The organism is Paucibacter sp. JuS9, from assembly GCF_044043925.2.
GTDB lineage: Bacteria > Pseudomonadota > Gammaproteobacteria > Burkholderiales > Burkholderiaceae_C > JAUASW01.
Window position 1 is genome coordinate 281489 of the sequence record NZ_CP194172.1, and the last position, 26860, is coordinate 308348.

29 protein-coding genes are annotated in these 26860 nt (G+C 65.5%); 21 read left to right on the top strand and 8 right to left on the bottom strand.

The genetic code is table 11. From position 1 onward, the window contains the following. Positions 1-10: 10 nt before the first annotated feature. Entirely contained in the window at positions 11-1732 is a 1722-nt protein-coding gene (locus ABT392_RS01135) for a tetratricopeptide repeat protein (protein WP_395384328.1), read from the bottom strand. 151 nt (positions 1733-1883) lie between these two features. Here ABT392_RS01135 and ABT392_RS01140 point away from each other — a divergent pair, with 151 nt between their 5' ends. The 4 genes from ABT392_RS01140 (at position 1884) to ABT392_RS01155 (ending at position 5844) form a co-directional block, all read left to right on the top strand. After that, a complete protein-coding gene (locus ABT392_RS01140; protein WP_334279121.1) occupies positions 1884-3155 on the top strand; it encodes an MFS transporter in 1272 nt (423 codons plus the stop codon). A gap of 79 nt (positions 3156-3234) precedes the next feature. Next, positions 3235-3993, top strand: a complete 759-nt coding sequence (locus ABT392_RS01145; RefSeq protein ID WP_334279120.1) for an ABC transporter ATP-binding protein — start codon at positions 3235-3237, stop codon at positions 3991-3993. Beyond that, entirely contained in the window at positions 3990-5534 is a 1545-nt protein-coding gene (locus ABT392_RS01150) for a hypothetical protein (RefSeq protein ID WP_395384327.1), read from the top strand. Before ABT392_RS01145 ends, ABT392_RS01150 begins: the two co-directional genes overlap by 4 nt. Before the next feature lie 10 nt (positions 5535-5544). Beyond that, positions 5545-5844: a hypothetical protein gene (locus ABT392_RS01155; RefSeq protein WP_334279118.1), complete on the top strand. Its 300-nt coding sequence runs from the start codon at positions 5545-5547 to the stop codon at positions 5842-5844. 537 nt (positions 5845-6381) lie between these two features. Here ABT392_RS01155 and ABT392_RS01160 read toward each other — a convergent pair. Together ABT392_RS01160 and ABT392_RS01165 are read right to left on the bottom strand one after the other, a co-directional pair. Beyond that, positions 6382-6936: a DUF1415 domain-containing protein gene (locus tag ABT392_RS01160; protein ID WP_395384326.1), complete on the bottom strand. Its 555-nt coding sequence runs from the start codon at positions 6934-6936 to the stop codon at positions 6382-6384. 140 nt (positions 6937-7076) lie between these two features. Further along, positions 7077-8261, bottom strand: a complete 1185-nt coding sequence (locus ABT392_RS01165) for a M20 aminoacylase family protein (protein WP_334279116.1) — start codon at positions 8259-8261, stop codon at positions 7077-7079. Positions 8262-8456: 195 nt separating this feature from the next. Here ABT392_RS01165 and ABT392_RS01170 point away from each other — a divergent pair, with 195 nt between their 5' ends. From ABT392_RS01170 to ABT392_RS01180, 3 genes are read left to right on the top strand one after another with little or no spacing between them, the layout of a single operon-like run. After that, positions 8457-10493 carry a molybdopterin-containing oxidoreductase family protein gene (locus ABT392_RS01170; protein WP_395384325.1) on the top strand — a complete coding sequence of 679 codons (2037 nt, stop codon included), beginning with the start codon at positions 8457-8459 and terminating at the stop codon, positions 10491-10493. Continuing rightward, positions 10490-11530 carry an aminopeptidase gene (locus ABT392_RS01175; RefSeq protein ID WP_395384324.1) on the top strand — a complete coding sequence of 347 codons (1041 nt, stop codon included), beginning with the start codon at positions 10490-10492 and terminating at the stop codon, positions 11528-11530. Before ABT392_RS01170 ends, ABT392_RS01175 begins: the two co-directional genes overlap by 4 nt. Before the next feature lie 21 nt (positions 11531-11551). Beyond that, the gene (locus tag ABT392_RS01180; protein ID WP_334279113.1) at positions 11552-11875 is read left to right on the top strand and encodes a polyhydroxyalkanoic acid system family protein; all 324 of its coding nucleotides are present in this window, start codon (positions 11552-11554) and stop codon (positions 11873-11875) included. 30 nt (positions 11876-11905) lie between these two features. Here ABT392_RS01180 and ABT392_RS01185 read toward each other — a convergent pair whose 3' ends face one another. Next, complete coding sequence (locus tag ABT392_RS01185) at positions 11906-12157, bottom strand: acyl-CoA-binding protein (RefSeq protein WP_334279112.1); 252 nt, start codon at positions 12155-12157, stop codon at positions 11906-11908. A gap of 142 nt (positions 12158-12299) precedes the next feature. Between ABT392_RS01185 and ABT392_RS01190 the strand changes: the two genes are divergently transcribed. Further along, positions 12300-13706 carry a wax ester/triacylglycerol synthase family O-acyltransferase gene (locus ABT392_RS01190; RefSeq protein WP_334279111.1) on the top strand — a complete coding sequence of 469 codons (1407 nt, stop codon included), beginning with the start codon at positions 12300-12302 and terminating at the stop codon, positions 13704-13706. An 84-nt stretch (positions 13707-13790) separates the two neighbouring features. On the opposite strand, the gene ABT392_RS01195 is transcribed toward ABT392_RS01190, so the two are convergent. The 3 genes from ABT392_RS01195 to ABT392_RS01205 form a co-directional block, all read right to left on the bottom strand. Next, complete coding sequence (locus ABT392_RS01195; RefSeq protein WP_395384323.1) at positions 13791-14135, bottom strand: hypothetical protein; 345 nt, start codon at positions 14133-14135, stop codon at positions 13791-13793. 172 nt (positions 14136-14307) lie between these two features. Continuing rightward, positions 14308-15081, bottom strand: coding sequence for a tetratricopeptide repeat protein (locus tag ABT392_RS01200; RefSeq protein ID WP_395384322.1), 774 nt, complete (start codon positions 15079-15081; stop codon positions 14308-14310). A gap of 19 nt (positions 15082-15100) precedes the next feature. Further along, positions 15101-15757 (bottom strand): TetR/AcrR family transcriptional regulator, encoded by a 657-nt coding sequence (locus ABT392_RS01205; protein WP_334279108.1) that lies wholly within the window; start codon positions 15755-15757, stop codon positions 15101-15103. Between the two features lie 103 nt (positions 15758-15860). On the opposite strand from ABT392_RS01205, the gene ABT392_RS01210 reads away from it, so the two are divergent. The 5 genes from ABT392_RS01210 to hisD are packed head-to-tail and all read left to right on the top strand — an operon-like array spanning position 15861 to position 19781. Beyond that, complete coding sequence (locus ABT392_RS01210) at positions 15861-16766, top strand: ABC transporter ATP-binding protein (protein ID WP_395384321.1); 906 nt, start codon at positions 15861-15863, stop codon at positions 16764-16766. Then, entirely contained in the window at positions 16763-17533 is a 771-nt protein-coding gene (locus ABT392_RS01215; protein WP_395384320.1) for an ABC transporter permease, read from the top strand. The genes ABT392_RS01210 and ABT392_RS01215 overlap by 4 nt, the downstream gene beginning before the upstream one ends. Before the next feature lie 39 nt (positions 17534-17572). Continuing rightward, positions 17573-17830: a BolA family protein gene (locus ABT392_RS01220; RefSeq protein WP_395384319.1), complete on the top strand. Its 258-nt coding sequence runs from the start codon at positions 17573-17575 to the stop codon at positions 17828-17830. Then, a complete protein-coding gene (gene hisG, locus ABT392_RS01225) occupies positions 17827-18468 on the top strand; it encodes an ATP phosphoribosyltransferase (RefSeq protein ID WP_334279104.1) in 642 nt (213 codons plus the stop codon). The genes ABT392_RS01220 and hisG overlap by 4 nt, the downstream gene beginning before the upstream one ends. After that, the gene (hisD, locus tag ABT392_RS01230; RefSeq protein WP_395384318.1) at positions 18465-19781 is read left to right on the top strand and encodes a histidinol dehydrogenase; all 1317 of its coding nucleotides are present in this window, start codon (positions 18465-18467) and stop codon (positions 19779-19781) included. The genes hisG and hisD overlap by 4 nt, the downstream gene beginning before the upstream one ends. 58 nt (positions 19782-19839) lie before the next feature. On the opposite strand, the gene ABT392_RS01235 is transcribed toward hisD, so the two are convergent. Beyond that, positions 19840-21396, bottom strand: coding sequence for a methyl-accepting chemotaxis protein (locus ABT392_RS01235; protein ID WP_334279102.1), 1557 nt, complete (start codon positions 21394-21396; stop codon positions 19840-19842). Between the two features lie 171 nt (positions 21397-21567). Here ABT392_RS01235 and ABT392_RS01240 point away from each other — a divergent pair, with 171 nt between their 5' ends. The 8 genes from ABT392_RS01240 to rsmD all read left to right on the top strand — a co-directional run bounded on the left by ABT392_RS01240 (position 21568) and on the right by rsmD (position 26852). After that, positions 21568-21789, top strand: coding sequence for a CopG family transcriptional regulator (locus ABT392_RS01240; protein ID WP_334279101.1), 222 nt, complete (start codon positions 21568-21570; stop codon positions 21787-21789). Beyond that, complete coding sequence (locus ABT392_RS01245; protein WP_334279100.1) at positions 21786-22232, top strand: PIN domain-containing protein; 447 nt, start codon at positions 21786-21788, stop codon at positions 22230-22232. Before ABT392_RS01240 ends, ABT392_RS01245 begins: the two co-directional genes overlap by 4 nt. A gap of 1 nt (position 22233) precedes the next feature. Next, positions 22234-23313, top strand: a complete 1080-nt coding sequence (gene hisC / locus ABT392_RS01250) for a histidinol-phosphate transaminase (RefSeq protein WP_334279099.1) — start codon at positions 22234-22236, stop codon at positions 23311-23313. Beyond that, complete coding sequence (hisB, locus tag ABT392_RS01255; protein ID WP_395384317.1) at positions 23310-23906, top strand: imidazoleglycerol-phosphate dehydratase HisB; 597 nt, start codon at positions 23310-23312, stop codon at positions 23904-23906. The genes hisC and hisB overlap by 4 nt, the downstream gene beginning before the upstream one ends. Positions 23907-24016: 110 nt before the next feature. Then, complete coding sequence (hisH, locus tag ABT392_RS01260) at positions 24017-24646, top strand: imidazole glycerol phosphate synthase subunit HisH (protein ID WP_334279097.1); 630 nt, start codon at positions 24017-24019, stop codon at positions 24644-24646. Between the two features lie 84 nt (positions 24647-24730). Further along, a complete protein-coding gene (hisA, locus tag ABT392_RS01265) occupies positions 24731-25477 on the top strand; it encodes a 1-(5-phosphoribosyl)-5-[(5-phosphoribosylamino)methylideneamino]imidazole-4-carboxamide isomerase (RefSeq protein WP_334279096.1) in 747 nt (248 codons plus the stop codon). Beyond that, positions 25477-26250, top strand: a complete 774-nt coding sequence (gene hisF, locus ABT392_RS01270) for an imidazole glycerol phosphate synthase subunit HisF (protein WP_395384316.1) — start codon at positions 25477-25479, stop codon at positions 26248-26250. The genes hisA and hisF overlap by 1 nt, the downstream gene beginning before the upstream one ends. Continuing rightward, a complete protein-coding gene (gene rsmD / locus ABT392_RS01275; RefSeq protein WP_334279094.1) occupies positions 26247-26852 on the top strand; it encodes a 16S rRNA (guanine(966)-N(2))-methyltransferase RsmD in 606 nt (201 codons plus the stop codon). The genes hisF and rsmD overlap by 4 nt, the downstream gene beginning before the upstream one ends. Positions 26853-26860: the final 8 nt, after the last annotated feature.

The following is a 26860-nucleotide window of genomic DNA, read 5'->3' on the forward strand; positions in this document are numbered from 1 at the left end:
AGACTGGTCTTCAGCGGCTGGTCTTCAGCGCCGCATCGGCCAGCGCCCAGCTCTTCTGCAATTCGGCCTGCACGCCATCGACCGGCTTGCCTTGCGCCTTCAGCGCCTGCACGAGGCCTTGCAGCGCCCAGCCACTCTTGGGATGCTCGACCAGGTCGGCGCGGAAGCTCTGCTCGGCCTCGGCAAAGCGTTGCAGCTTGAGTTGCATCTGACCCAGCGACAGGCGCGTCCCGGCAGCGAGCATCGGCGGCTCGGTGCCGTCGGCGTCGAAGGCGGCCTTGACGGCCTCGGTCTGCCTGGCGAGGGCCTCGTCCGGCCGCTTGTCGGCCAATGCCAGCTCGGCGCGCAGCTGCGCCCGGGCGGTGCCGGCGATGCTGCGGATCATCTTGGGGATGTAGTCGCTGCCGGTGTGCTTCTTGGTCAGCGCTTCGGCACTGGCGTCGAGCCTGGCGAGCGCTGCCTTGGCTTCATCGCTGCGGCCGCTGCGGGCCAGGGCGATGCCATGCGCCATCTCGCCCAGCACGCTGGCCATGCCACGGCCGCCGGTGGGCATCGGCTCCTTGATCAGCTCGTCCCAGCGTTGCAGGCGCATGAGCGTCAGCGAAGGCATGCTGCGCAGGTATTCGGCGTATTCATGGTCGCCCTTGGCCAGCTCGGCAGCCTTGCGGGCCGTGCCCAGTGCCAGCTCGCTGCGGCCTTCCATCAGCGCGCCGTACCACTGGAAATGGCCGTTGTGGCCGCGCCAGTCCTTGCTGACGCTGAAGCCCTGCGCCTTCAGGTTCGCCATCATGGTTTCGTCCGCTGCCAGCGCCTGCTGGTTGACGCGGGTGGCATCCGCATAGCGGCCGAGCTGCACATAGGTGTGGGCCGGCATGTGCAGGAGATGCGGAGACTTTGGGGCGAGCGCGCCCAGCCGGTCGGCCGCTGCTTCGGCCCGCGAGGCCACCTGCAAGGCGTCGACCGAATGGATCATGTAATGGTTGAGGCCGGTGTGCTTGGGATGCTTGACGAGCGCGGCCTCCAGCTTGTCGGCCACCTCGCCCATGCGGCCGCCCGGCTTGCCGGTCTGGCGGTCCCACCAGTCGTCGTGCGTGGCGATCATCTCGGCCTCGGCATAGAAGCTCATCAGGTCCGGGTCGTCCGGGAAGCGCGCCGCCAGGTCACGCATGCGTTCCGCGTAGGCGACGTCCAGCGGGTGGGCCTTCTCACCGCCCTGGCCGCCCTTGCTGCCGGTGCCACAGATCTCGGCCTGGATCGGTGCGATGTTCTTCGCTTCGCTGCCGTGGGCATAGCGCAGCGCTAGCGATTCGATCAAGGCGCGGTCGTGCGGCGTGGAGGTGCTGCTGTTCTTGAGCGCGTAGTCCACGTAGTTCAGCGCTTCGCGCAGGTCGCCGCGCTGGCTGTTGTTGATGTTCGGGCCCAGCTGCCAGGCCACGCCCCAGGCGCACATCGCGCATGCCGGGTCCAGCGCCAGCGCGGCCTTGAAGGCGCGCACCGCTTCCGCCTCATTGAAGCCATAGGCCTGGGCCATGCCCTGGGCGAACAGCTCATGTGCCGCAGGCACGCTGCTGCCCGATTTCATCGCGATGGTGCCGAAGCCGTCGAGCCTGGGTGCCTTGGCGTTGCGGTCCAGCATGAAGGACGAACTCGCGCAGGCGCCGAGCACGACGATGGCCGAGGCCAGCAGAGAAAGGCGCAGCGCGCGGCGTGGGGTGCTGAGGTGCTGGTACACGGTGTCTCCTGTTTCTTGTGAGCTTCTTGCCGGCGATTCTCTGTGATTCGGCTGCCTGCAGGTTGGGCCAAACCCGATGCCGGGCGATCTGCAGGGCCAGGACAATCGGCCGCTTCTGAAGCCCGGCTGCCTGCAGCCCAAGGACCCCGACATGACCGACAACAATTCCGGCCGCGCCACCGCCTGGCTGGTGTGCCTGCTGGTGGCCGCCGCGCTCTACGGCAACTACTACGTCTATGACTCGGTCGGCCCGGTGGCCGACCTGCTGCAGCAGCAGCGCGGCTTCAGCGACACGCAGATCGGGATGCTGAACGCGATCTACAACCTGCCCAATATCGTGCTGATCCTGGTGGGCGGCGTGCTGGTGGACCGCTTCGGTGCGGCCCGCATGACGCTCTGGACCGCCGCCCTGTGCCTGGCTGGTGCGCTGCTCACTGCCTTCGGGCCGGACTTCGCGAGCATGGCCGCCGGGCGCCTGCTGTTCGGCATCGGCGCCGAGACCTTCAGCATCGCCACGGTGGTGGCGGTGGCCGACTACTTCGGCAAGCGTGACCTCGCCTTCGCCATCGGCGTGACCTTGTCCGTCGGCCGCCTCGGTTCCTTCTCGGCCGACATGTCGCCGACCTGGTTTGCCAGCTCCTATGCCGCGGGTTGGCAGCCGCCACTGATGATCGCGGCGGCCTTTGCGGCGAGCTCGTTCGCCGTGGCCCTGGTCTATTGGTGGATCGACCGCGCGCCAGCGCGCGAGCGGGCCGCGCAGGGCATCGTCGCGGCCAAGGCAAACGAGGGCTTTGCCTGGCGCGACATGCTGCATTTCGGCAAGGCCTACTGGTACCTGCTGGGCCTGTGCGTGCTCTGGTACTCGGTGATGATGGCTTTCCGCAGTACCTTCTCGATCAAGTATTTCCAGCATGCCCATGGCCTGGACCTGGCCACCGCGGGCGAGATGAACAGCTATGTCTTCCTGGCCGCGGTGTTTGCCACGCCGGCCTTTGGCTGGCTGTGCGACCGCGTGGGCCGCTACGCACCCTTCCTGGCCTTCGGCGCGCTGCTGCTGCCGATAGCGATGGCCGTGATGGCGCTGACGCAGTGGAGCCTGTGGTGGTCCACCCTCCTGATCGGCGTCAGCTTCTCGTTGGTGCCGGCCGTGATGTGGCCGCTGTGCAGCAAGCTGGTCAGGCCCAACCGTTTCGGCACGGCCATCGGCCTGATGTGGGTGGTGCAGAACGCCGGCATTGGCGGCGCCAATATGCTGGCCGGCTGGCTGAACAGTCGCGCTGGCGCCAGCGCACAGAATCCGGCGGGCTATGACTCCATGATGCTGTTCTTCGGCATCTGCAGCGTGCTGGGCGTTGTCTGCGCACTGCTGCTGTGGCTGACGGCAGGGCGCCGCGATCAGGAAGCCGCCACGCACAAGGCCTGAGGAGACTCTTCAATCAGCGGGCCGCGTACTCGCCGATATAGTGCCGCGCAGCTTGATGATCCCTTCGGAAGCACATCAGATGAACACAACCAGCACCGCCGCCCTCGAAATCACCGGCCTTGTGAAGTTCTTCGGCGGCAAGCCCGCAGTCGACAGCCTGGACCTGAGCATCCCGCGCGGTGAGTTCCACGCCTTGCTGGGCCCGAACGGCGCTGGCAAGACCACCACGCTGCGCATGGTGGCCGGCCTTCTGAAGCCCGATGGCGGCACGGCCCGCATCCTCGGCCATGACGTCACGCAAGACCCGGTGGCGGCCAAGCGCGTGCTGGCCTTCCTGCCGGACGATCCGCTGCTCTACGGCAAGCTGCGTCCGCTCGAATACCTGGAGTTCGTTGGCGGCTTGTGGGGTGTAGCCCCCGCCATCGGCGCGCCGCGTGCCGAAGAGCTCTTGCGCTGGCTCGACCTCTGGAACCACACCGGCGAGCTGGTCGAGGGCTTCTCGCGCGGCATGCGGCAGAAGCTGGCGCTGGCCGGCGCCTTGATCCATGACCCGCAGTTGCTGATCCTCGATGAGCCGCTGACAGGGCTGGATGCCGGCGCCGCGCGGCAAGTGAAAGACCTGCTGCTGGAGCGCGTGGCCCAGGGCAAGACGGTCGTGCTCACCACCCACATCCTCGAGATCGCCGAGCGCCTGGCGCAGCGCATCAGCATCATCCAGCGCGGCCGCATCATTGCGCAGGGCACGCTCGATGAGTTGCGTGCGCATGCAGCGGCCACCGGCGGGCCTGGAGCATCGCTGGAAGAAGTGTTCCTGCAATTGACGGCGCGTGCGGCATGACGGTCCGGGCTTTGCTGGCCGGGCGTCCGGGCTCGACCTGGTGGCTGATCCGGCACGAGCTGCGCCTGGCCTGGCGCGGCGTGGGCGGCAAGGGCATCAAGCTGCTGCTCGTGCTGCTGCTGATACTCGGTGTGGCCCTGCATGCGGGCGTCTACGGCCTGCTCGCGAAATTGCCCGAGGGCGACATGCCGCCCTGGGCGCTGTTTGCCTTGGGCGGCGCTGCCTATGTGGTCATCAGCCTGATGCTCTCGCAGGCCATCCTGCAATCGGTGTCGGCCTTGTTCGACCGCGGTGATCTGGACCTGCTGCTGGCCTCGCCACTGCCCACGCGCAGCGTCTTCATGGCGCGCGGCCTGGGCATTGCGATCAGCGTGGTGGGGCTCTACCTCTTCATGCTCGCGCCGCTGGCCCATGTCGGCCTGTTCACCGGGCATGCGAACCTGCTGGCGATCTATCCGACGCTGCTCTCGCTGGCCCTGGGCGTGACGGCGCTGGGCATCTGGCTGACCCTCCTGTTGGTGCGCTGGCTTGGCGCCCGGCGTGCGCGCACAGTGGCTCAGGTGCTGGGCAGCCTGGTGGGTGCCGCGCTGTTCCTGGCTTCGCAGGCGCAGAACATGCTGGGTGAGGCGCAGCGCAAGCAGTTGACCGTTTTGGTGATGCGTTGGCTGGCGCCCGGCGGGCCTTTGTCGGAAGACAGCCCGCTGTGGCTGCCGGCCCGTGCGCTGCGTGGTGAACTGCTGCCCTTGCTGGCGATCATGGCCCTGGGTGTGGGCGCTTTCTGGGCCGTGATCGGCCTGGCGCACCAGCACTTTCTGGCGGGCACGCAGGAGTCGGTCAGCGGCAGCGTCAAACGGGGCGTGGCGGCACCCAGCGCCGGCAGCGTGCGCTTTCGCGCCGGCCTCGCGCGCAATGTGCTGGTCAAGGAATGGCGCTTGATCCTGCGCGACCCGCAACTGATCACGCAGACGCTGCTGCAACTGCTCTACCTGACGCCGATGCTCTTCATCGCCCTGCGTGGCGATGGCCGTGCGGCGGTGATGCTGATGCCGGCCGTCGTCTGGCTGGCCACGTCCCTGGCGGGCAGCCTGGCCTGGATCACCGTGGCGGCCGAGGATGCGCCGGAGCTGCTGGGCGGCGCACCGGCGTCGCTGGCGCGGCTGCGCTGGCTCAAGCTCCTGGCGGCGCTGCTGCCGGTCTGGGTTCTGGTGTCGCCCTTGGTGGTCGTCCTGCCAGGGCACGATTGGAAGCAGGGGCTGATCTTCATCGTCTGCCTGGTCGGCGGCACGCTGTCGGTCGGCATGGGCCTGATCTGGTATCCGCGCCAGGGCAAGCGTGCCGACATGAAGACGCGCATGAAAGGCCATGGCGTGGTGGGCATGCTGGAAGCCTTGCTGACCTTTGGTTGGGCGGGCCTGGCCTATTGCCTGGGCTCGCCGCCGGCCTTCAACTATTGGCCGCTGGCCCTGCTTGCTGTGCTTCTTGTCATGGGCGTGACCTGGTTGCTTGGCCGCTCGCGGCGCGAGGACGGCTCGCTGGTCTGAGGCGATGGCCATGCAATATCTGATCTTCGAGCTCAGCGATGGTGACGACGGCGTCGCCACGCTGGAGGCCATGGCCTCGACGCGGGCCGACAGCCACGCGGCCGTGATGGTCGAGGTTCAAGGTGTGCTGGACTGGGCCTGGCGGGAGTTCCCGGGGCAGCATGGCCCCATCGAAGACGGCATGGCCTGGGACCACGAGCTGCTGGTGCAAGAGGAGGCTGGAGATTGGCGCACGGTCACCCTGACCTTGACAGGTGCCCCGCATTTCGTCGACGCGTTTCTGGCGGAGTTTGGCGGCGAGGAAGACTGAAGCACACCGGCAGCCTGTTTGCGGCGCCACCGTGTTCCACACGGAAGAGGGCTTCAACGGCAAATGAGGGGCAGTTGCCGGCTGGACTGAAGGTCTACGACATGTAGCCCCTCTTTTCTGCTGAATCGCCGAATTCCTGGGATGTCCCTTGACGGCACATTGCTGCCATTCGTTTTCTTGTTCCTCGGTTGGTCGAAGATCAGGCCACCAGCGGGTTCCCCTGCGCTCGTGTCCCCCGGCCCTGGCTGCGCCAGGTCCTCCTCCTTTACCTCGCTTCGGGAAACCCACTGCCGACCTGATCCGCACCACTGTGGCCTTCGCCTGGTGGCATGCGCAGGTTCGGCCGAGGGTGTCGGGTGAGGGTTTGGGCGAGGTAAAGGAGGAGGATCGGGCGAAGCCCGGTCCGGGGGACAGGAGCACAAGCCCTCACCCGATGGCCTCGGCAGCGCGAACGAGCTTCAACGCGAACGGCTGCAATGTGCCGTCAAGAGACGCTTCCGCACATCGGAGATGAACCTCGAATGTGGCTGTTGATTTTCAGGCCCGCAGCCCCAACGCCATCCATCCTGCAAGCCCCAGCTTCTCCAGCGTCGCCACATTCGCCTCGAAGATCGAGTCGGTGTCGGCCATCGTCTCGGTGGCGCGCTCGATGCTCGACTCGCGCAGCAGATGCAGGATGGGGTAGGGCGAGCGGTTCGTGTAGTTGGTGATGTCGTCGGGCTCGGTGCCGTCGAACTGGAACTGCGGATGGAAGCTCGCGATCTGCAACTGGCCATCGAGCTCCAGGTCTTCAACCAATGCATCGGCCGCGCCGATGAAGTCGTTGAAGTCCAGGAAGTCCTGCAAGACCTTGGGATGGATCAAGAGCGTGGTCTCGATCTCGTCCGGGTCGGCACGGTTCAAGGCCAGCAGCTCATGCGCCAGTTCCTGCAGCAGCGCCTCGGGCGTGTCTGAATCGCTGACCAGATACTTGATCCGCTTGTTGACATGCACGCTCTTGGCAAACGGGCAGAGGTTCAGACCGATCACGGCCTTTTCGAGCCAGGCGATGGTGTCGGCCTGGACTTGGGTTTTGTCGATGGTCATGGGCATGCCACGCAAGTTGAGGTTTTCGGGTCGAGCGCTGGGCCGCTCCCAAGCCGGCCCGGTTCGGCGATGTGCTTGACGGTCGAACAGTCAAGCATCGCCGTCCCCCTGGGGGACCGGCCAAGGTACTCCTTGGACGAGGGGCGTCATTTCAACCAGGCTTCGGCGAGGCGGACCCACATGGAGCCGCCCAGCGGAATCAGGTCGTCATTGAAGTCGTAACTCGGGTTGTGCAGGGTGCAGGGGCCGAGGCCATGGCCGCCGTGACGGTGGGTGCCGTCACCATTGCCGATCAGGAAGTAGCAGCCGGGCTTTTCGAGCAGGAAGTAGCTGAAGTCTTCCGCACCCATGGTGGGCTCGAACTCCTGCACCTGCTCGGCCCCGACCATCTCGCTCAGGACGCGGCGGACAAACTCGGTTTCGGCCGGGTGGTTGATCGTGGGCGGATAGTTGCGCTTGAACGCGAATTCCACCGTGCATTCGAACGCGGCAGCGGTGGCTTCACTCATTGTCTTCATGCGCTGCTCGATCATGTCCAGCAGCTCCAGCGTGAAGGTGCGCACCGTGCCTTGCAGCTCGCAGCTGTCCGGCACCACATTGGTCGCCTCGCCGGCATGGATCATGGTCACCGAGATCACGCCCGCGTCCAGCGGCTTCTTGTTGCGGCTGATGATGGTCTGGAAGCCTTGCACCAATTGGCAGGCCACGGGCACCGGGTCGATGCCCAGGTGAGGCATCGCGCCGTGCGCCCCCTTGCCGCGCAGGGTGATCTTGAATTCGTTGCTGGAGGCAAACACGGGGCCGCTCTTCAGGGCGAAGGCGCCGGCCGGCATGCCGGGCCAGTTGTGGGCGCCGAACATGGCTTCCATCGGGAATAGCTTGAACAGGCCGTCCTTGATCATCTCGCGCGCGCCACCGCCGCCTTCTTCGGCGGGCTGGAACACGAGGTAGACCGTACCGTCGAAATTGCGATTCGTGGCCAGGTGCTTGGCGGCCGAGAGCAGCATGGCCGTGTGGCCGTCATGGCCGCAGGCGTGCATCTTTCCGGGGAAGGTGCTGGCATGCGGGAACTTGTTGTGCTCGGTCATCGGCAGGGCGTCGATGTCGGCCCGCAGGCCGACGGCGCGATCCGACGTGCCGTTCTTGATGATGCCCACGACGCCGGTGGTGCCGAGGCCCCGGTGCACCGGAATGCCCCAGCCTTCCAGCGTCCTGGCGATCAGCTCGGAGGTGCGCTCCTCCTTGAAGCACAGCTCGGGGTGGGCATGGATGTCGCGGCGCAGCGCCTGGATTTCGGGCGCGGTCGCAACGATGGAATCGATCAGCTTCATTTCGTCCTGCGGGATAGCCGAGGGGAGCGGGCAAGTTTAGTTCCGACTCACATCCCTGCGGGATATGAGTCTCCTCTGAAGCGAGGGCGCTTTAGTTCCGACTCACATCCCGAGGGGCGATGAGTCTTCTCTGAAGTGCAAGCACTTATTCCCTGTGCCATTGGTGACTTCCTTCGGTATGCAATAGTTCGTCCCATGCAAGCCGAGAGCCCCGCCATCCGTATCGTCAAGGGCGCCTGCCCGCATGACTGCCCCGACACCTGCGCGCTGAAAATCACCGTCGAGAACGGCCGGGCCATCAAGGTCCAGGGCGCCGCCGACCATGCCAGCACCCATGGGGCGCTTTGCACCAAGGTGTCGCGCTACCCGGAGCGCACCTACCACCCGGAGCGGCTCCTGCGCCCGATGAGGCGAGTCAGCCGCAAGGACGAGGCGCCGCGCTTCGAGCCGGTGAGCTGGGACGAGGCGATGAGCGACATCGCCGCACGGCTCAAGCCCATCGCCGCCCGCGACCCCGAAGCCATCCTGCCCTACAGCTATGCCGGCACCATGGGCATGGTCCAGGGCGAGGGCATGGCAGCCCGCTTCTTCAACAAGCTGGGCGCCTCGCGCCTGGACCGCACCATCTGTGCCTCGGCCGGTGGCGCCGCGATGAACGCCACTTACGGCCACCGCCTGGGCATGCACCTGCGCTTCTATGCGGAGTCCAGGCTCATCCTGATCTGGGGCAGCAACTCGATCGCCTCCAATCTGCATTTCTGGACCTACGCCAACCAGGCCAAGCGCAACGGCGCAAAGCTCATCTGCATCGACCCTCGCAAGACGGAGACGGCGGACAAATGCCATCAACACATCGCCCTCCTGCCCGGCAGCGACGGTGCGCTGGCCCTCGGCCTGATGCATGAGCTGATCAGGAACGGCTGGCTGGACCAGGACTACATCGACAACTACGTCGACGGCTGGGACGAGCTGCGCGAGCGTGCCCTGCAATGGCCACCGGAGCGGGTGGCGGAGGTCTGTGGCATCAGTCCGGAAGAAGTGCGCGGCCTGGCCCGCGACTACGGGACGACCAGCCCCGCGGCCATCCGCCTGAACTACGGCATGCAGCGCGTGCGCGGTGGCGGCAACGCGGTGCGGCTGATCGCCCTCCTGCCTTGCCTGACCGGCGCCTGGCGTCACCGGGCCGGCGGCATGCTGCTCACGGCCTCGGGCTGGGTGGCGCCGTTCAAGAATGTCGATGGCCTGGAGAAGCCCGAGCTGCTGGCCGGCCGCACGCCGCGCATGATCAATATGTCGACCATTGGCGACGACCTGCTGCGCGAGAGCTCGGCCGGGTTCGGCCCCAAGATCGAGGCCGTGATCGTCTACAACAGCAACCCCGTGGCGGTGGCGCCCGAGTCGCCCAAGGTGGTGAAAGGCTTCCAGCGAGAGGACCTTTTCACCGTGGTGCTGGAGCATTTCATGACCGACACGGCCGACCTGGCCGATTACGTCTTGCCGGCCACCACGCAACTGGAGCATCTGGACGTGCATGCCAGCTATGGTCACACCTCGGTGCTGATCAATGAGGTGGCGATCGAGCCGGTCGGTGAGGCCAGGCCGAACACCGAGTTCTTCCGGCTGCTGGCCGCCCGGATGGGGTTCGACGACGCCTGTTTTGCCGAGACCGACGAGCAGCTCGCTCGCCAGGCGTTCACTTCCGAGATCGATTTCGAGGCCTTGCGCGAGCAGGGATGGCAAGACCTGCCCCTGGCTGATGCGCCCTTTGCCAACGGCGGTTTCCGCACGCCCAGCGGCAAGGCACTGGCTGGCGGAGCGGACTTCGTGCCCAACTACGAAAGCCGCGCCTCGACACCCGAGTTGGCCGCACGCTATCCGCTGGCCATGATCTCGCCCCCGGCGCGCAACTTTTTGAACTCGAGCTTCGTCAATGTGAAGAGCCTGCGGGATATCGAGGGTGAGCCCATCCTTGAGATCCACGCGACAGACGCGGTCTCGCGTGGCATTGCGGACGGCAGCATGGTGCGAGCCTTCAATGACCGCGGCAGCTATCTCTGCAAGGCCAGCATCAGCCCGCGGGCACGGCCTGGCGTGGTCAATGGCCTGGGTGTCTGGTGGCGCAAGCTTGGTGCTGCGGGCAGCAATGTGAACGAAGTGACGCACCAGCGCCTGACCGACCTGGGCCGGGCGCCGAGCTTCTACGACTGCCTGGTCGAGGTGGCGCCGGCGTGAGGTTCTGGCCGCTGCTTTTCAGCCTGCTGCTGCTCGGCGGCTGTGGCCAGCTCGGCTATCTGAGCCAGTCCCTGGGCGGCCACTTGCGCCTGGTGGGTGCGGCCAAGCCGGTGGACGAGGTGCTGCGGCAGCAAGACCTGACCCCGACGCTGCGCGAGCGCTTGCTGCTCAGCCAGCGCATGCGCGACTTCGCGGTTGCCGAGCTGAAGCTGCCCGACAACAACAGCTACCGTCGCTATGCCGACCTGCATCGGCGCGCGGCCGTCTGGAACGTGGTGGCAACGCCGGCCTTGTCGCTCGAGCTCAAGACCTGGTGCTTCCCCGTCATGGGTTGCGTCGGCTACCGCGGCTATTTCAACGAGGCCGATGCCAAGGCCTTGAGCGAGGAGCTGAAGGCCGAAGGCATGGAGGTGATGGTCTATGGCGTGCCGGCCTATTCGACGCTGGGCTGGAGCCGCATGCTGGGCGGCGACCCGCTCCTGAACACCTTCATCGGCTATCCGGAAGGCGAGCTGGCGCGCATGATCTTCCATGAGCTGTCGCACCAGGTGGCCTATTCGAACGACGACACCGGCTTCAACGAAGCCTATGCAACGGCCGTCGAGCGCCTGGGCGGCGCGCAATGGCTGCGCAAGCATGCCAGTGCCGAGGAGCAGCAGCGCGATGCCTTGACGCAGGTCCAGCGCAGCCAGTTCCGCACCTTGACCCAGCGCTATCGCGAGCAACTGCAGGCGCTCTATGCGGGAGCCGCCGCCAACAAGGCTGAACGCAAGTTGGCCCTCTTTGGTGCCTTGCGTGCAGACTACCAGCGGATGAAGCTCGAACAATGGGCTGGCGACGCCCGCTATGACCGCTGGTTCGCCGAGGCCAACAACGCGAGCTTTGCCTTGATGTCGGCCTATGACGACCTGGTGCCGGCCTTCGAGGCCCTGTTCCATCGCCTGGGCGACGATTGGCCGCGCTTCCACGCCGAGGTCAAGCGCCTCGCGGCCCTGCCCAGGCCCGAGCGCCGGGCGGCGCTGGCGGCCCCACAATAGCCCCGGACAAGGAGACAAGACATGGCCGACATCCACATTCACCGTGACCACAGCCTGGGCCTGGCCAAGGCTCGCGAAATCGCCTGGGCCTGGGCCGAGCAGGTCGAGGAGAAATTCGACATGGAATGCACGGTGCTGGAAGGCGAGACCAGCGACACCGTCGAATTCACGCGCTCCGGCGTCAAGGGCGAGTTGATCGTCGCGCCCGACCACTTCGAGCTGACGGCCAAGCTGGGCTTTCTGCTCGGCGCCTTCAAGTCCACCATCGAAGGCGAGGTCCAGAAGGAGCTGGACAAGCTGCTGGCAAGCGCGGGCAAGTCGAGCCCAAAAAAGAAACCCGCCTGAGGCGGGTTCCTGTGTCGGCCTGCGGCCGGCTTATTTCAGTTCTTCGATCAGGTCGATGTACTGCTGCATCGCCTCATCCTTGCTGGTGCCCTTGAGGCCGTCCCAGGCATCGAACTTGGCGCGGCCCACCATGTCGGTGAAGCCGGGCCGCTTGCCTTCGCAATCGCCTTCGCTGGCCTGCTTGAAGAGCGCATAGATCTTCAGCAAGGTCATGTTGTCGGGACGCTCGGGCAGTTGCTTGGATGCTGCAACAGCGGCGTCGAATTGGTCTTTGAGGCTCATCTCGTCTCCTGCAATACGTGGACTGGTGACAATCGGGATGGACGGCAGCGATGTTAACCAGCATCGTCTGGTGAAGCGACTCTAGAACCGCAGATCAAGCACCAAAGATCAGGAGACAGTCTTGGCCCCAGCGATTGAACGGATGTCAAAGGTCGACACGGCCTGGCTGCGCATGGACACCGAGTCCAACCTGATGATGATCGTCGGGGTCTGGACCATCCGCCCGGCCATCAGCCTCGAAGCGCTGCGCGACAGAGTCGAGCAAAGGCTCTTGCAGTACGGGCGCTTTCGCCAGAAGGTGGTCGAAGACACGCTGGGTGCGCAATGGGTCGAAGACGACGACTTCGATATCTCTCGTCATGTGGTCGAAGAGGTGCTCCTTCCCCTGCGGGGCCAGAGCCGCAAGGACGCGCTGCGCGAGCGCGTCGGCGAGCTGGCCGCGCGGCCTCTGGACCCGCGCTACCCGCTCTGGCAATTCCAGCTGATCAACGATGAGGAAAGCGGCGACAGCATGCTGATCGCCCGCATCCACCACTGCATTGCCGACGGCATCGCCCTGATCTCGGTGATGCTGACCATCACCGACGGCGGCAAGGCGCCACCCAAGCGCCAGCAGCAGCCGCGAGACGACCAGGACTGGCTGACCGACACGCTCCTGAAGCCGCTCTCCGACATGACGGTCAAGGCCATAGGCCTGGCCGGGGCGGGTGCCGGCAAGTCGATAGAGAAGGTGATCAACCCGCCGCATCCGCTGGACAGCTCGGTCGAGATGGCGCGCATGGGCTACCAGGCGATCAGCGACGTGGCGGCGTTTGCCTTGATGCCAGACGATTCGCCCACACGGCTCAAGGGCAAGCCTGGCACGAGCAAGCGCGTGGCCTGGGACGAAGGCCTGCCGCTGGAGCAGGTGAAGGTCGTCGGCAAGGCGCTCAACGCCTCGATCAACGATGTGCTTTTGAGCTGCGTGGCCGGCGCCATTGGTGCCTATCTGCGCGACAAGGGCGACGATCCGGACGGCCAGGAAATCCGCGCCATGGTGCCGGTCAATCTGCGGCCGATGGAGAAGGCCTATCAGCTCGGCAACCGCTTCGGCCTGGTGCCACTGGTGCTGCCCATCGGCATTGCCAATCCGGTCGAGCGGCTCTATGCGGTGCGCACGCGCATGCAGGAGTTGAAGGGCAGCTTCCAGCCCATCATGGCCTTCGGGCTCCTGTCGGTAGCGGGCCTGCTGATCAAGCCGGTGCAGCACGCGATGCTGAACATCTTCGCCAAGAAGGCCACGGCGGTGATGACCAATGTGCCCGGCCCGGCGCAGGCACTGAAGTTCTGCGGCTCGACCGTGGAGCGAGTGATGTTCTGGGTGCCGCAGTCGGGCGACATCGGCATGGGCGTCAGCATCCTGACCTATGCCGGCCGCGTGCAGTTCGGCCTGATCACCGACAGCACCTTGTGCCCGGACCCTGAAGCCATCATCGACAAGTTCGCGCCCGAGTTCGAGAAGCTGCTGTGGCTGTCGCTGATGCTGCCCTGGGGCGACGAGGCGGCCTGAGCCCGCTCAGCTCGCTCGGCTCGATCAGGCAGACGCAAAAAAGCCGACCCTCGGGTCGGCTCTTTGTTTGCGAAGCAGCGCAGCTTACTTGGCAGGCTTGGCGTCGGCCTTCTTGACGGTCGGGCGGCCAGCGGCGGTCGGATAGGCACCCATCACGCGGACCGGGTCGGCCTTGTCCAGGTAAGCAGCGTATTGCTGCTCGGTGCAGGCCAGCATCTTGCCGGGCTGGGCTTCACCCTTGTACTTGCCGTTCGAGTAGACGAACTGGTATTCATTCGAGGCAGCGGGCGTGCCCTTGCTGTAGGCGGCGCTGTACTGGGCGGCGCATTCACCCTTCAGGGCGGCGATTTCGGCGCTGGGGGCGGTACCGGCTTGGGCCAGGGACACGGCGCCCACGGCGGCCAGGGCGATGAACAGATTGCGCTTCATGGTGAAACCTTTCGCTTGATCGAATCAAATCGGGTGTGACTGCGGACGCTGGGTCGCATGCTTTTCCTGCAGCATGCTGACCTTGTGGAAACGAAGCTTAAGCCCGTTTGGGGCGTATTTCCAACCGTGACTGAGGGGGGCAATGACCCGAGTTCGCCCCTCAAAGTGTGACTTATTCCTCGAGTTCTTCCCGGGCCAGCTCCACGTCGAGGCATTCCATTGCGTCCATCGGCTCGCAGGCGGCGGCGTCTGTGTAAAGCGCCTCGGCCTGCTTCATCCGCTTGTCGCCCTCCAGCATCACCAGGCCGTTCGCCTGCTCGATCATCGCGATCGCGCTGCTCGGGTTGAGCTTGCGGGCCTGCTCGAACATCTTGAGGCCGGTGGCGGTGTCGGCACCCTGCGTCTTGCCGAGCAGCTTGCCGACCTTGTCGATCACTTCCGCATGGAAGGCGCCCAGTGCGATATGCGCATCGGCATGCTTGGGCGCAAGCGCAATGGTCTTTTCCAGCGAGCCCTTGACCTTGCCCCCGAGGCCTTGCGCCAGCGCCTTGGCCACGCTGATGCCCTGGCCGTAGCGGCCGATGGCATAGGCCTGCCAGTAGTAGGCATTGGCGTTCTTCGGTTCCTCGGCCTGCTGGCCTTCCGCGCGCTCGGCCACTTCCAGGAACATCTCGAGCTTCACTTTCTCCTTCTTCTCGAGATAGTTGGCATAGATGGCCTGGGCCTTGTTGGCCACGGTGATGCCGGCGCCGCCGGCCGCAAGGCCCGCTTCATAGGCGGCCTGGAACTCACCCGCATGGAAATGGATCCAGGCCTGGACCACGTCGGCGTCTTTGGGGAAGGGCTCGGCGTCGCCGGCATGCAGGCGGGCCCAGTTCTTCTTCAGCGAGGCAGCGTCGTACTGAAACGCATCGTTGTCATAGGGAAAAGCGGTCCACTTGGCCATGCTCAGCACTCCTTGCTCGTCACGATTGTTTATACGATTCCGCCAGCGAAAACAGGTGCTCGCGTGATGCGCCTTCCAGATAGGGCAGCAACAGGCTCAGCACATGGAAAGCCCCGCGCATCAAGGCTGCCCCGGCCCTTTCGGGCTCCAGAGCATGGCGCGGATCCCGAACATACTCGAAGCTGAGCCAGTAGCTCAACAGGACGACCATGGATGAAGCGACAGGCGCAGCCTCGCGCGGGTCCATCTTCAGGGCGCCGCCCTGCTGCAGGCCGGCCAGGATCTGGCGCATCGCCAGGGCCTTGTTTTCCAGCACGGTCTGGAAATGTGTTTCCAGCCGGCGGTTCTTGCTCAGGAGGTCGTTCAGGTCGCGATAGAGAAAGCGCTGCTTCCAGATCAGCTCGAACAGCATGTGGAAGAACAGCCAGGCGTCCTCGACATTGCGCACACCGTCGGCGGCGGCCAGCAGCTCGGCGAGCTGCTGCTCGTAGCGGCCGAACAGCGAGTTGATCAGCTCGTCCTTGGCCGGGTAGTGGTAGTAGAGATTGCCCGGGCTGATGCCCAGCTCGGCCGAGATCAGGGTCGTCGAGACATTGGGTTCACCGAAGCGGTTGAACAGGTCCAGCGTGACTTCGAGGATGCGCTCCGCAGTGCGGCGCGGCTTTTTTGTGGCCATGGACAAAGACTCGCAAAGACTCCTGGCGGGCATTCTGGCACCGGGAAGGCAAGGAATGGCCCCATCCAGCGCAATTGGAGCCAGCTTCCTACAATCGTCGCCCATGCAGCCTGCCATCTCCTTCCAGAACGTCAGCAAGACCTACAAGGGAGGGCGGGTACCCGCCCTCGACGGTGTCTCCTTCGATATCCAGCCGGGCGAATTCTTCGGCCTGCTCGGCCCCAACGGCGCCGGCAAGACCAGCCTGATCAGCATCCTCGCCGGCCTGTCCAAGGCCAGCGGCGGCGCCATCAAGGTGATGGGTCACGACGTGGTGGACGACTACGCCGCCGCCCGCAAGGCCCTGGGCATCGTGCCGCAGGAGCTGGTGTTCGACCCCTTCTTCAGCGTGCGCGAGGCACTCGAAATCCAGAGTGGCTACTTCGGCGTTCGCAACAACGGCGCCTGGATCACCGAGCTGCTTGAGAACCTGGGCCTGGCCGACAAGGCCAAGTCGAACATGCGGCAACTCTCCGGTGGCATGAAGCGCCGGGTGCTGGTGGCGCAAGCCCTGGTGCACCGCCCGCCGGTGATCGTCTTGGACGAGCCCACGGCCGGTGTCGATGTTGAACTTCGTCAAACGCTCTGGCAGTTCATTGCCAGGCTGAACCGGGAAGGCCACACGGTCCTCCTGACCACGCACTACCTGGAAGAAGCCGAGGCCTTGTGCCAGCGCATAGCCATGCTGAAGCTCGGCCGCATCGTGGCGCTGGACACGACCAGCAGCCTGCTGTCGGGCACCGCCTCGACGATGCTGCGCTTCAAGACTGATAAGGCGCTGCCGGGCACGCTGGCCGAGAAGGCCCGCGTGACGGGCCGCATCGCCCAGATCAAGGCTCATGACGCAGCCGAGGTCGAAACCATCCTCGCCAGCTTGCGCGCCGCGCAAGTGCCGGTGGAAGACCTGGAAATCGGCCGCGCCGACCTGGAAGACGTGTTCCTTGAAATCATGAACGGAGCTGCCCAATGAGCGCGATTCAATTGGCTGGCGCCCGCACGCTGTTCTACAAGGAAGTTCTTCGCTTCTGGAAGGTCAGCTTCCAGACCGTGGCTGCCCCTGTGCTGACGGCAGTCTTGTATCTGCTGATCTTCGGCCATGTGCTCGAGAACCATGTGAAGGTCTACGGCACGGTCGGCTACACCAGCTTCCTGATCCCGGGCCTGGTGATGATGAGCGTCCTGCAGAACGCTTTTGCCAACTCCTCCTCCAGCCTGATCCAGAGCAAGATCACCGGCAACCTGGTGTTCCTGCTGGTCACACCGCTTTCGCACTGGGCCTGGTTCCTGGCCTATGTCGGCGCCTCCATCGTGCGCGGACTGGCCGTGGGCACGGGTGTTTTCGTGGTGACCTGCTGGTTTGCCTGGCCGGGCCTGGCCGCACCTCTGTGGATCATTGTTTTCGCCGCACTGGGCGCCGGCATGATGGGCGCGCTCGGCTTGATCGCAGGGCTGTGGGCGGAGAAGTTCGACCAGATGGCGGCCTTCCAGAACTTCATCATCATGCCGATGACGTTCTTGTCTGGTGTCTTCTATTCGGTGCATTCGCTGCCGGCGGTCTGGCAGGCGGTCAGCCATCTGAACCCGTTCTTCTACATGATCGACGGCTTCCGGCATGGCTTCTTCGGCGTCAGCGACGTCTCGCCGTGGCTGAGCCTCTCCATCGTGGCGGCGGGCTTGGTGGTGGTGTCGGGCATTGCGCTGGAGCTGCTGCGCCGAGGCTACAAGATCCGCGGCTGAACCTCGGGAAATCCCGGTCCCCATAGAATGACGGCCACCATGGCCGATCCCACTCCCGTCGAAGTCCAGTCTTTCATCGCCGCCGGCCTGCAATGCGAAACGCTGCAGGTCGAGGGCGATGGACGCCACTTTTTTGCCACCATCGTCTCGAGAGAGTTCGAGGGCCTGAACCGCGTGAAGCGGCATCAGCGCGTCTACCAGGCGCTCGGTGACCGCATGCGCGAGCAGATCCATGCGCTGTCGATGAAGACCTTGACACCGACCGAATACGCAGCCGCACCGCAGGACGCGACATGACGATCACGCTGGCGCTCTCCAAGGGCCGCATCTTCGAAGAGACGCTGCCGCTCTTGCGCGCGGCCGGCATCGAGGTGCTGGAAGATCCCGAAACCTCGCGCAAGCTCATCCTCACCACCAACCAGCCCGAGGTGCGCGTGGTGCTGGTGCGTGCGAGCGACGTGCCGACCTATGTGCAGTACGGTGGCGCCGACCTTGGCGTGGCGGGCCGCGACGTGCTGCTGGAGCATGACGGCGAAGGTCTCTACCAGCCACTGGACCTGAACATCGCCCGCTGCCGCATGAGCGTGGCGGTGCGCGACGACTTCGACTACGCCGCTGCAGTGAAGCAGGGCTCGCGTCTTCGCGTGGCTACCAAGTACACCTCGATTGCCCGCGACCACTTTGCGGACAAGGGCGTGCACGTGGACCTGATCAAGCTCTATGGCTCGATGGAGCTGGCGCCGTTGACAGGCCTCGCTGACGCCATCGTCGACCTGGTTTCGACCGGCAGCACCTTGAAGGCGAACCGCCTGGTCGAGGTCGAACGGATCATGGACATCTCCTCGCGCCTGGTGGTCAACCAGGCCGCCCTGAAGCTCAAGCGCGAGCCCCTGCGCCGCTTGATCGACGCCTTCGCTTCTGCATCCCCGAAATGAATTTGCGCCAGCTCAGCACCACCGCTCCCGACTTCGAAGCCGAGTTCCAGCGTGTGCTGCACTGGTCGGCCGAGACCGATGGCGCCATCGAGAGCCGCGTGGCCGACATCCTGGCTGATGTGAAGGTGCGTGGCGATGCTGCGGTGCTGGAGTACACGGCTCGTTTCGACCGGCTCGATGCCAGGAGCGTCGCTGCCTTGGAGCTCACCCGTGAAGAATTGAAGGCTGCCTTCGAGCAGATCACACCCGCGCAACGCGATGCATTGCAGGCCGCGGCTGCGCGAGTCCGCAGCTATCACGAGCGCCAGCTCGAAGCCTGCGGCCGCAGCTGGAGCTACCGCGATGAAGACGGCACGCTGCTGGGCCAGAAGGTCACGCCGCTGGATCGCGTGGGCATCTATGTGCCCGGCGGCAAGGCGGCCTATCCGAGCAGCGTCCTGATGAACGCCATCCCCGCCCATGTGGCTGGTGTGCCCGAGATCATCATGGTCGTGCCCACGCCGGGTGGTGAAAAGAATCCGCTGGTGCTGGCTGCGGCCTATGTGGCCGGCGTCAGCCGCGCTTTCACCGTCGGTGGCGCACAGGCTGTTGCCGCCCTGGCCTACGGCACGGCGACGGTGCCCAAGGTCGACAAGATCACCGGCCCGGGCAATGCCTATGTGGCCAGCGCCAAGAAGCATGTATTCGGCCAGGTGGGCATCGACATGATTGCCGGCCCCAGCGAAATCCTGGTGCTCGCTGACGGCACAACCGACCCGGACTGGGTGGCGATGGACCTGTTCAGCCAGGCCGAGCATGACGAGATGGCGCAGAGCATCTTGCTGAGCCCCGATGCCGACTACATCGCCAAGGTGCGCGCCTCCATCGAGAAACTCTTGCCCGAGATGCCGCGCAAGGATGTGATCAAGGCTTCGCTGGAAGGCCGTGGCGCCCTGATCCTCACACGCTCGATGGAGGAGGCCTGTGAGATCAGCAACCGCATCGCGCCCGAGCATCTGGAAGTGAGCAGCAGTGATCCCCAGCGCTGGGAGCCGCTCTTGCGCCATGCCGGTGCCATCTTCCTCGGTGCCTACACGAGTGAGTCGCTTGGCGACTACTGCGCCGGCCCCAACCACGTGCTGCCCACCTCGGGCACGGCGCGTTTCTCGTCGCCGCTGGGTGTCTACGATTTCCAGAAGCGCTCCAGCCTGATCGAGGTCAGCGAATCCGGGGCGCAGAAGCTGGGGCCCATTGCGGCCGAGCTGGCCTATGGCGAGGGTTTGCAAGGCCACGCCCGCGCCGCCGAAATGCGCCTGCGCCCCGAGAAGGGCTGAGCCATGCGCTGCCGCTGCTGCCCCGCGCCCTCCCAGCCGTACCAGCCGGCCTGAGACTTCAGGCCAGGCGGAAGGCACCCAGCGCCGCATCCACCCGCGCCGCCTGCTGACGCAGGCTTTCGGCGGCGGCGGCAGTCTGCTCCACCAGGGCGGCATTCTGCTGCGTGCCTTCGTCGATCTCGCTGAGCGTCTGGCCCATGCTGCTGACCGCTGTGCTCTGTGCGCGGATCGAAGCATCGGTCTGGCCCATCAGCTCGCTGACCTTCTGCACCTGCTGCACCACCTCGGCGATGGTCGAGCGCGCCTCGGCCACCGAGCGGGCGCCGGCCTCGACCTTGTTGACGCTGTCCAGTATCAGTTGCCTGATCTCGCGTGCCGCGGAGGCACTGCGCTGGGCCAGGGAGCGCACCTCGGCAGCCACGACCGCAAAGCCACGGCCCTGCTCGCCGGCGCGCGCTGCTTCCACTGCCGCGTTGAGCGCGAGGATATTGGTCTGGAAGGCGATGCCGTCGATCACGCCGATGATGTCGGCGATCTTGCGCGAGCTGCCATTGATCTCGTCCATCGTGGCCACGACCTGGCCGACGGCCTCGCCGCCGCGCACCGCCACCTGCGAAGCGTCGCGGGCCAGATGGTCGGCCTCGCGGGTGTTGTCGGCGCTGAGGCCGACGGTCTCGGCCATCGCGGTCATCGCCTGCGCGGCCTGCTGGAGCCGGGCCGCCTGATGCTCGGTACGGCTGGAAAGATCGCCGTTGCCGGCAGCGATCTCGGCCGAGGCGCCGGCAATCATCGAGCTGCCTTCGCGCACCTCGGAGATCACGCGGCGCAGCTCGATCACCATGCGGTCGAGCTCGTTTTGCAGTTGGCCGATTTCGTCCTTGCTATGCGCGGCACCGTCTTCATGGCTGCGCAAGTCACCTTCGGCGACCGCCCGCGTGGCCAGCATCGCTTCCGATAGCGGCTTGCGCAGGCTGCGCAACAACCACAGGCAGCTGATCACGAGCACGACGGCCAGCAAGACAGCCACCAGTGGCATCACCCACAGGCCGCTGCGCCGCGTGGCATCGAAGCTGGCCATGGCGGATTCCGCAAAAGCATTGCCTGCCTGCACCGTGGCGTCCACGGCCGTGCGGTGCTTCTCGTAAATGGCGTGGGCTGACTTCAAACCCTCGCGCGCCGCCACGGCATCGCCGCGCCTGAGCGGCTCCATCACCTGGCTGCGCGCCGCCTTCAGCAGTGCCTCGGCCTGTTCATGCTGTGCGCCCAGCAACTGCTTCTCGAGTCCGAATGGCGGGTTCTGCTGCCAGTAGGCCACGCGGGCCTGGTACTCGCTGGCCAGTCGATCAATCGTGGCGGCCGCGGCATCGGGGCTCAGGGTGCCCTCGACCGCCGCCGACAAGGTCAGCCTCAGTTCGATCAGGTACATCGGTGGCGGCAGGATGTCGGCCACCACGTCCTTGGCCACAAAGGCCTGCTCGGCATGGGCGCGGAGCTTGGAATAGCTCCACAGCGATTGGGCCAGCAGCGCGGTGGCTGCGGTCAGCGAGACGAGGGCAAGCAGGACGATCCGTGTCCGCAGCGTGGCGCTGCGCGAAGGGGCGGTGTTCTTGGCCATGACGGCTCCCCAGCGTGGGCGGCAGCCGCGTGTCTGGGTGGCGGTCGGCCGGACTCCCTGGCGCTGAGTGTGCGTCCGTGCCCGGCTCGAGGTAAAGCCCGAATGCCCTGTTTGGGTGGGATTGGTGACACGAAATTCGTGCAACACGAACTTCGTGTTAAATTGGCGGCCATGAAAAACGTGACCGTCAGCATGGACGACAGCGTGGCCGACTGGGCCCGGCTGGAGGCCGCGCGACGCAATACCAGCGTCTCGCGCCTGCTGGGTGAGCTGCTGGCGGACAAGATGCGCCACGACGACGCCTACGAGCGCGCCCTGCAGGACTGGTTGCATCGCGAGCGCAGCTGGGCGTCCGACGGCCAGCCCTATCCGACTCGGGGGCAGGGCCTGTGAGCGCCAGGCTGGTCTTCGTCGATACCTCGGTCTTGATACTGAGCGAGGATGGCGCCGATGCCGCTCAGCGTGAGCGTGCGCTCGCTTGGCTGCGTGAACTGTGGCAGCGCCGCTCGGGCCGCGTTTCCACCCAGGTCTTGAATGACTTTTACCGCTGGGTCACCACGCGCATCGAGCCGGCCATGCCCAATGGCGACGCTCGGGCCGAGGTGCGCCGCTACCAGCACTGGCAGCCCTGGGCGATCGACCATGCAACGGTGGAAAGCGCCTGGTCCATCGAGAGTCGCTTCGGGCTCGCCTATGTCGATGCCCTGATCGTGGCAGCGGCCAAGGCCCAGGCTTGCGAGTTGCTTCTGAGCCTTGAGCTGGCGCACGGGCTGCAGCTGGACAGCGTGCAGGTCATCAACCCCTTGCAGGCCGAACCGGCCTTGTTGGATTCTTGAGATGGACGAGTTGAAAAAGGGCATTGACGTGATCCGTGACGACCTCCGTTCGGTCAAGGCCTACGCGGTGCAGCCCAGTGCCGGCCTGATCAAGCTGGACACGATGGAGAACCCTTTCCGCCTGCCCGAGGCCCTGCAGCAGGCGCTGGGCCAGCGCCTGGGCCACGTGGCGATCAACCGCTATCCGGCCGAGCGCACCGTCGAGCTGGCCGCCGCACTGGCCAAGGCCGCAGGCATGCCGGCGGGCTGCGCGATCACGCTGGGCAATGGCTCCGACGAGCTGATCACCATGCTCTCCATGGCCATCAGCAAGCCCGGTGCCTGCGTGATGGCGCCGCTGCCGGGCTTCGTGATGTACGAGATCTCGGCCCGCTATCAGGGGCTGAAGTTTGTCGGCGTGGACCTGCGGCCCGACTTCGAGCTGGACGAGCCGGCCATGCTGGCCGCGATTGCCGAGCACCAGCCGGCGCTGATCTATCTGTCCTATCCGAACAACCCGACCGCCAACCTCTGGGATGCCGAGGTCATCGAGCGCATCGTCGCGGCGGCGCCGGGCCTGGTGGTGATGGACGAGGCCTACCAGCCCTTTGCCGAGCGCGACTCGATGGACTTGCTGCGCCGCCACTCGAATGTGCTGGTGATGCGCACGATGAGCAAGTTCGGTCTGGCCGGCGTGCGCATCGGCTATCTGATCGGCCGTGCGGAGCTGATCGGCGAGATCGACAAGCTGCGCCCGCCCTTCAATATCGGCGTGCTCAATGCCGAAGCCGGTCTGTTCGCGCTCGAGCATGCCGATGTGTATGCCCGGCAGGCGCAAGTGCTGCGCGCCGAGCGCGACCAGCTGATTGCCGACCTGGACGAAATCGAGGAGGTGCAGGCCTTCCCCAGTCAGGGCAATATGGTGCTTGTCCGCGTGCCCGATGCCGCCGCGATGTTCGATGGCATCAAGCGCCGGGGTGTGTTGGTCAAGAATGTCTCGGCCCTGCATCCGCTCCTGCACAACTGCCTGCGCCTGACCGTGGGCACGCCTGAAGAAAACATGGTCCTGCTGACCGCATTCACCGAAAGTCTTCCGACATGAGCACTGATCGCATCGCCGAAGTCTCGCGCAACACCAAGGAAACCCAGATCCGCGTGCGCGTGAACCTGGATGGCAGCGGTGAAGCCAAGCTGAACACCGGCATCGGTTTCTTCGACCACATGCTGGACCAGATCGCCCGCCACGGGCTGATCGATCTGGAGGTCGAGGCCAAGGGCGACCTGCACATCGACGGCCACCACACGGTGGAAGACGTGGGCATCACCCTGGGCCTGGCCGTGGCGCAGGCGGTGGGCGACAAGAAGGGTCTGACCCGCTACGGCCACAGCTATGTGCCGCTGGACGAGGCGCTGTCGCGCGTGGTGATCGATTTTTCCGGCCGACCTGGCCTGGAGATGGACGTGAAGTTCACCTCAGGCGCGATCGGCGCTTTCGACACGCAACTGGCCTTCGAGTTCTTCCAGGGCTTCAGCAATCACGCGCTGGTGAGCCTGCACATCGACAACCTGAAGGGCCACAACGCCCATCACCAGTGCGAAACCATCTTCAAGGCCTTCGGCCGCGCGCTGCGGATGGCGATGACGCTGGACCCGCGATCGGCAGGCGTGATCCCGTCGACGAAAGGCAGCTTGTGAGTTCAAGTGGTAGTGGGCCGAGCGCCGGGCCGCCCCAAGCCGGCCCGCATCCCCTCGGGGGATCGACGAACGTACTCGTTCGGCGAGGGGCTCACGTCCGCACAGTTGCCGTGGTCGACTACGGCATGGGCAATCTGCGCTCAGTGTCGCAGGCGGTGCTGCATGTGGCGGCTGATACCGGGCTGGATGTCGTCATCACCTCCAAGCCCGAAGAGGTCCTTGCCGCAGAGCGCATCGTCTTGCCCGGGCAGGGCGCCATGCGCGATTGCATGCGCGAGCTGGCCGACTCAGGCCTCAAGGAAGCCGTTCTGGATGCTGCAGCGCGCAAACCGCTGATGGGTGTCTGCGTCGGCATGCAGATGCTGCTGGATCACAGCGAAGAGCAGGACACGCCGGGCCTCGGCCTGATTCCGGGCCGGGTCAAGCGTTTCCAGCTCGAAGGCCGGCTGCAGGAGGATGGCAGCCGCTTCAAGGTGCCGCAGATGGGCTGGAACCGCGTGCACCAGCGCGGCGCGCACCCAGTCTGGGCTGGCGTGCCCGACCAGAGCTGGTACTACTTCGTCCACAGCTATTACGCCGAGCCGTCGGATGCGAGCCACAGCGCCGGCGAGACCGATTACGGCGCGCGCTTTACCTGCGCGGTGGCCCGAGATAATATTTTTGCCACCCAATTCCATCCCGAGAAAAGTGCTGCGCTGGGGCTTGCCCTCTACCGTAACTTCCTGCTTTGGAAGCCCTGACGAGAAAACCTCACTCGTTCTAACCGCGCTTTTCCACGCCTCCCGCTTCCCGTTCCCCCCAACTCACCTAACCGTACTTCGGCCATGCTGCTGATACCCGCGATTGACCTCAAGGATGGACGCTGCGTGCGTCTGCAACAAGGTGACATGAATGTGTCCACCACCTTTGGCGAGGACCCCGCTGCCATGGCCCGACGATGGGTCGACGCCGGCGCGCGGCGCCTGCATCTGGTGGACCTGAACGGCGCCTTTGCCGGCAAGCCGATCAACGAGGGCGCGATCAAGGCCATCCTGCGCGAAGTGGGCGACGAAATTCCGGTGCAACTGGGCGGCGGCATCCGCGATCTCGACACTATCGAGCGCTACCTGGACGACGGCATTTCCTACATCATCATCGGCACCGCGGCCGTCAAGAGCCCGGGCTTCCTGAAGGACGCCTGCTCGGCCTTCGGCGGCCACATCATCGTGGGCCTGGATGCCAAGGACGGCAAGGTCGCCACCGATGGCTGGAGCAAGCTGACCGGGCATGAAGTGATCGATCTGGCCAAGAAGTTCGAGGACTACGGCATCGAGGGCGTGATCTACACCGACATCGGCCGAGACGGCATGCTGACCGGCATCAACATTGAAGCCACGGTCAAGCTGGCACAGGCCTTGAGCATCCCGGTGATCGCCTCTGGCGGTCTTTCCAACATCAAGGACATCGAAGCACTTTGCGCTGTCGAGCACGAAGGCGTCGAAGGCGTGATCTGCGGCCGCTCGATCTACACCGGCGACCTCGATTTCACCGCCGGCCAGGCGCGCGCCGACGAGCTGGAAGCGCAAGACTGATGCTGGCCAAGCGCATCATTCCCTGCATGGACGTCACCGGTGGCCGTGTGGTCAAGGGCGTCAACTTCCTCGAGTTGCGCGATGCCGGCGACCCGGTCGAGATCGCTGCCCGCTACAACGAGCAGGGCGCAGACGAGCTGACCTTCCTCGACATCACCGCCACCAGCGACGGCCGTGACCTGATCCTGCACATCATCGAAGACGTGGCTTCACAGGTCTTCATCCCCTTGACCGTGGGCGGCGGCGTGCGCGAGGTGGCCGATGTGCGGCGCTTGCTCAACGCCGGTGCAGACAAGGTGAGTTTCAACTCTGCGGCGGTTGCCCGCCCCGAGCTGATCCGCGAGGCGTCAGAAAAATACGGCGCGCAATGCATCGTCGTGGCGATTGACGCCAAGCGCAGGGCTCACGATGACCCGAGAGGCTCGGGCTGGGATGTCTACACCCACGGTGGCCGCAAGAATGTGGGCCTGGACGCGGTGCAATGGGCGCGCCAGATGACCGAGTACGGCGCTGGTGAAATCCTGCTCACCAGCATGGACCGCGATGGCACGCGCAGCGGGTTCGATCTAGCGCTGACCCGTGCGGTCAGCGATGCCGTGAGCGTGCCCGTGATCGCCTCGGGTGGCGTGGGTTCGCTGGACGATCTGGCCGACGGCATTCAGCAAGGCGGCGCCGATGCGGTGCTCGCCGCCAGCATCTTTCACTATGGCCAACACACGGTAGGCGAGGCCAAGGCCCTGATGGCAGCACGCGGCATCGCGGTTCGCCAATGAGGCCCGACCCCGAGGCGAAGCCTTTCAAGAAGCGTCAGCTGGCTCCGGCAGGTGCGCCGCGCGAGGTTCGCATCGTTGGTGGGCAATGGAAGCGCTCCAAGTTGCCGGTGGCCGACAGGCCCGGGCTGCGTCCGACGCCCGACCGCGTGCGCGAGACCCTGTTCAACTGGCTGGGCCAGGACCTTGACGGCTGGCGCGTGCTTGATGCGTTTGCTGGCAGCGGCGCGCTTGGCTTCGAGGCCGCATCGCGCGGTGCTTCTGAAGTGTTGCTGCTTGAGCGTGACGGCGAGCTGGTGCGCAGCCTGCAGGCCAGCAAGGTGCGGCTGAAGGCCGCCAATCTGCGCGTGGAGCCGGCCGATGCCATCACCTGGATGGCGCGTTCGGCGCCGGGCCGCTTTGAGCTGGTGATGCTGGATCCGCCCTTTGACGCCGGCCTGTTTGAGCCGGCCATCAAGGCCGCGGCTGCCCTGCTGGTGCCGGGCGGGTTCCTTTATGTCGAGTCGCCCGAGGTCGTGGCGCCAGCGGCCGATCTGGGCCTCGACCCTTATCGCAATGGTCGGGCCGGCGCCGTGCATTACGCGCTTTTCCGCCGCAACGGATAATCCTGCCC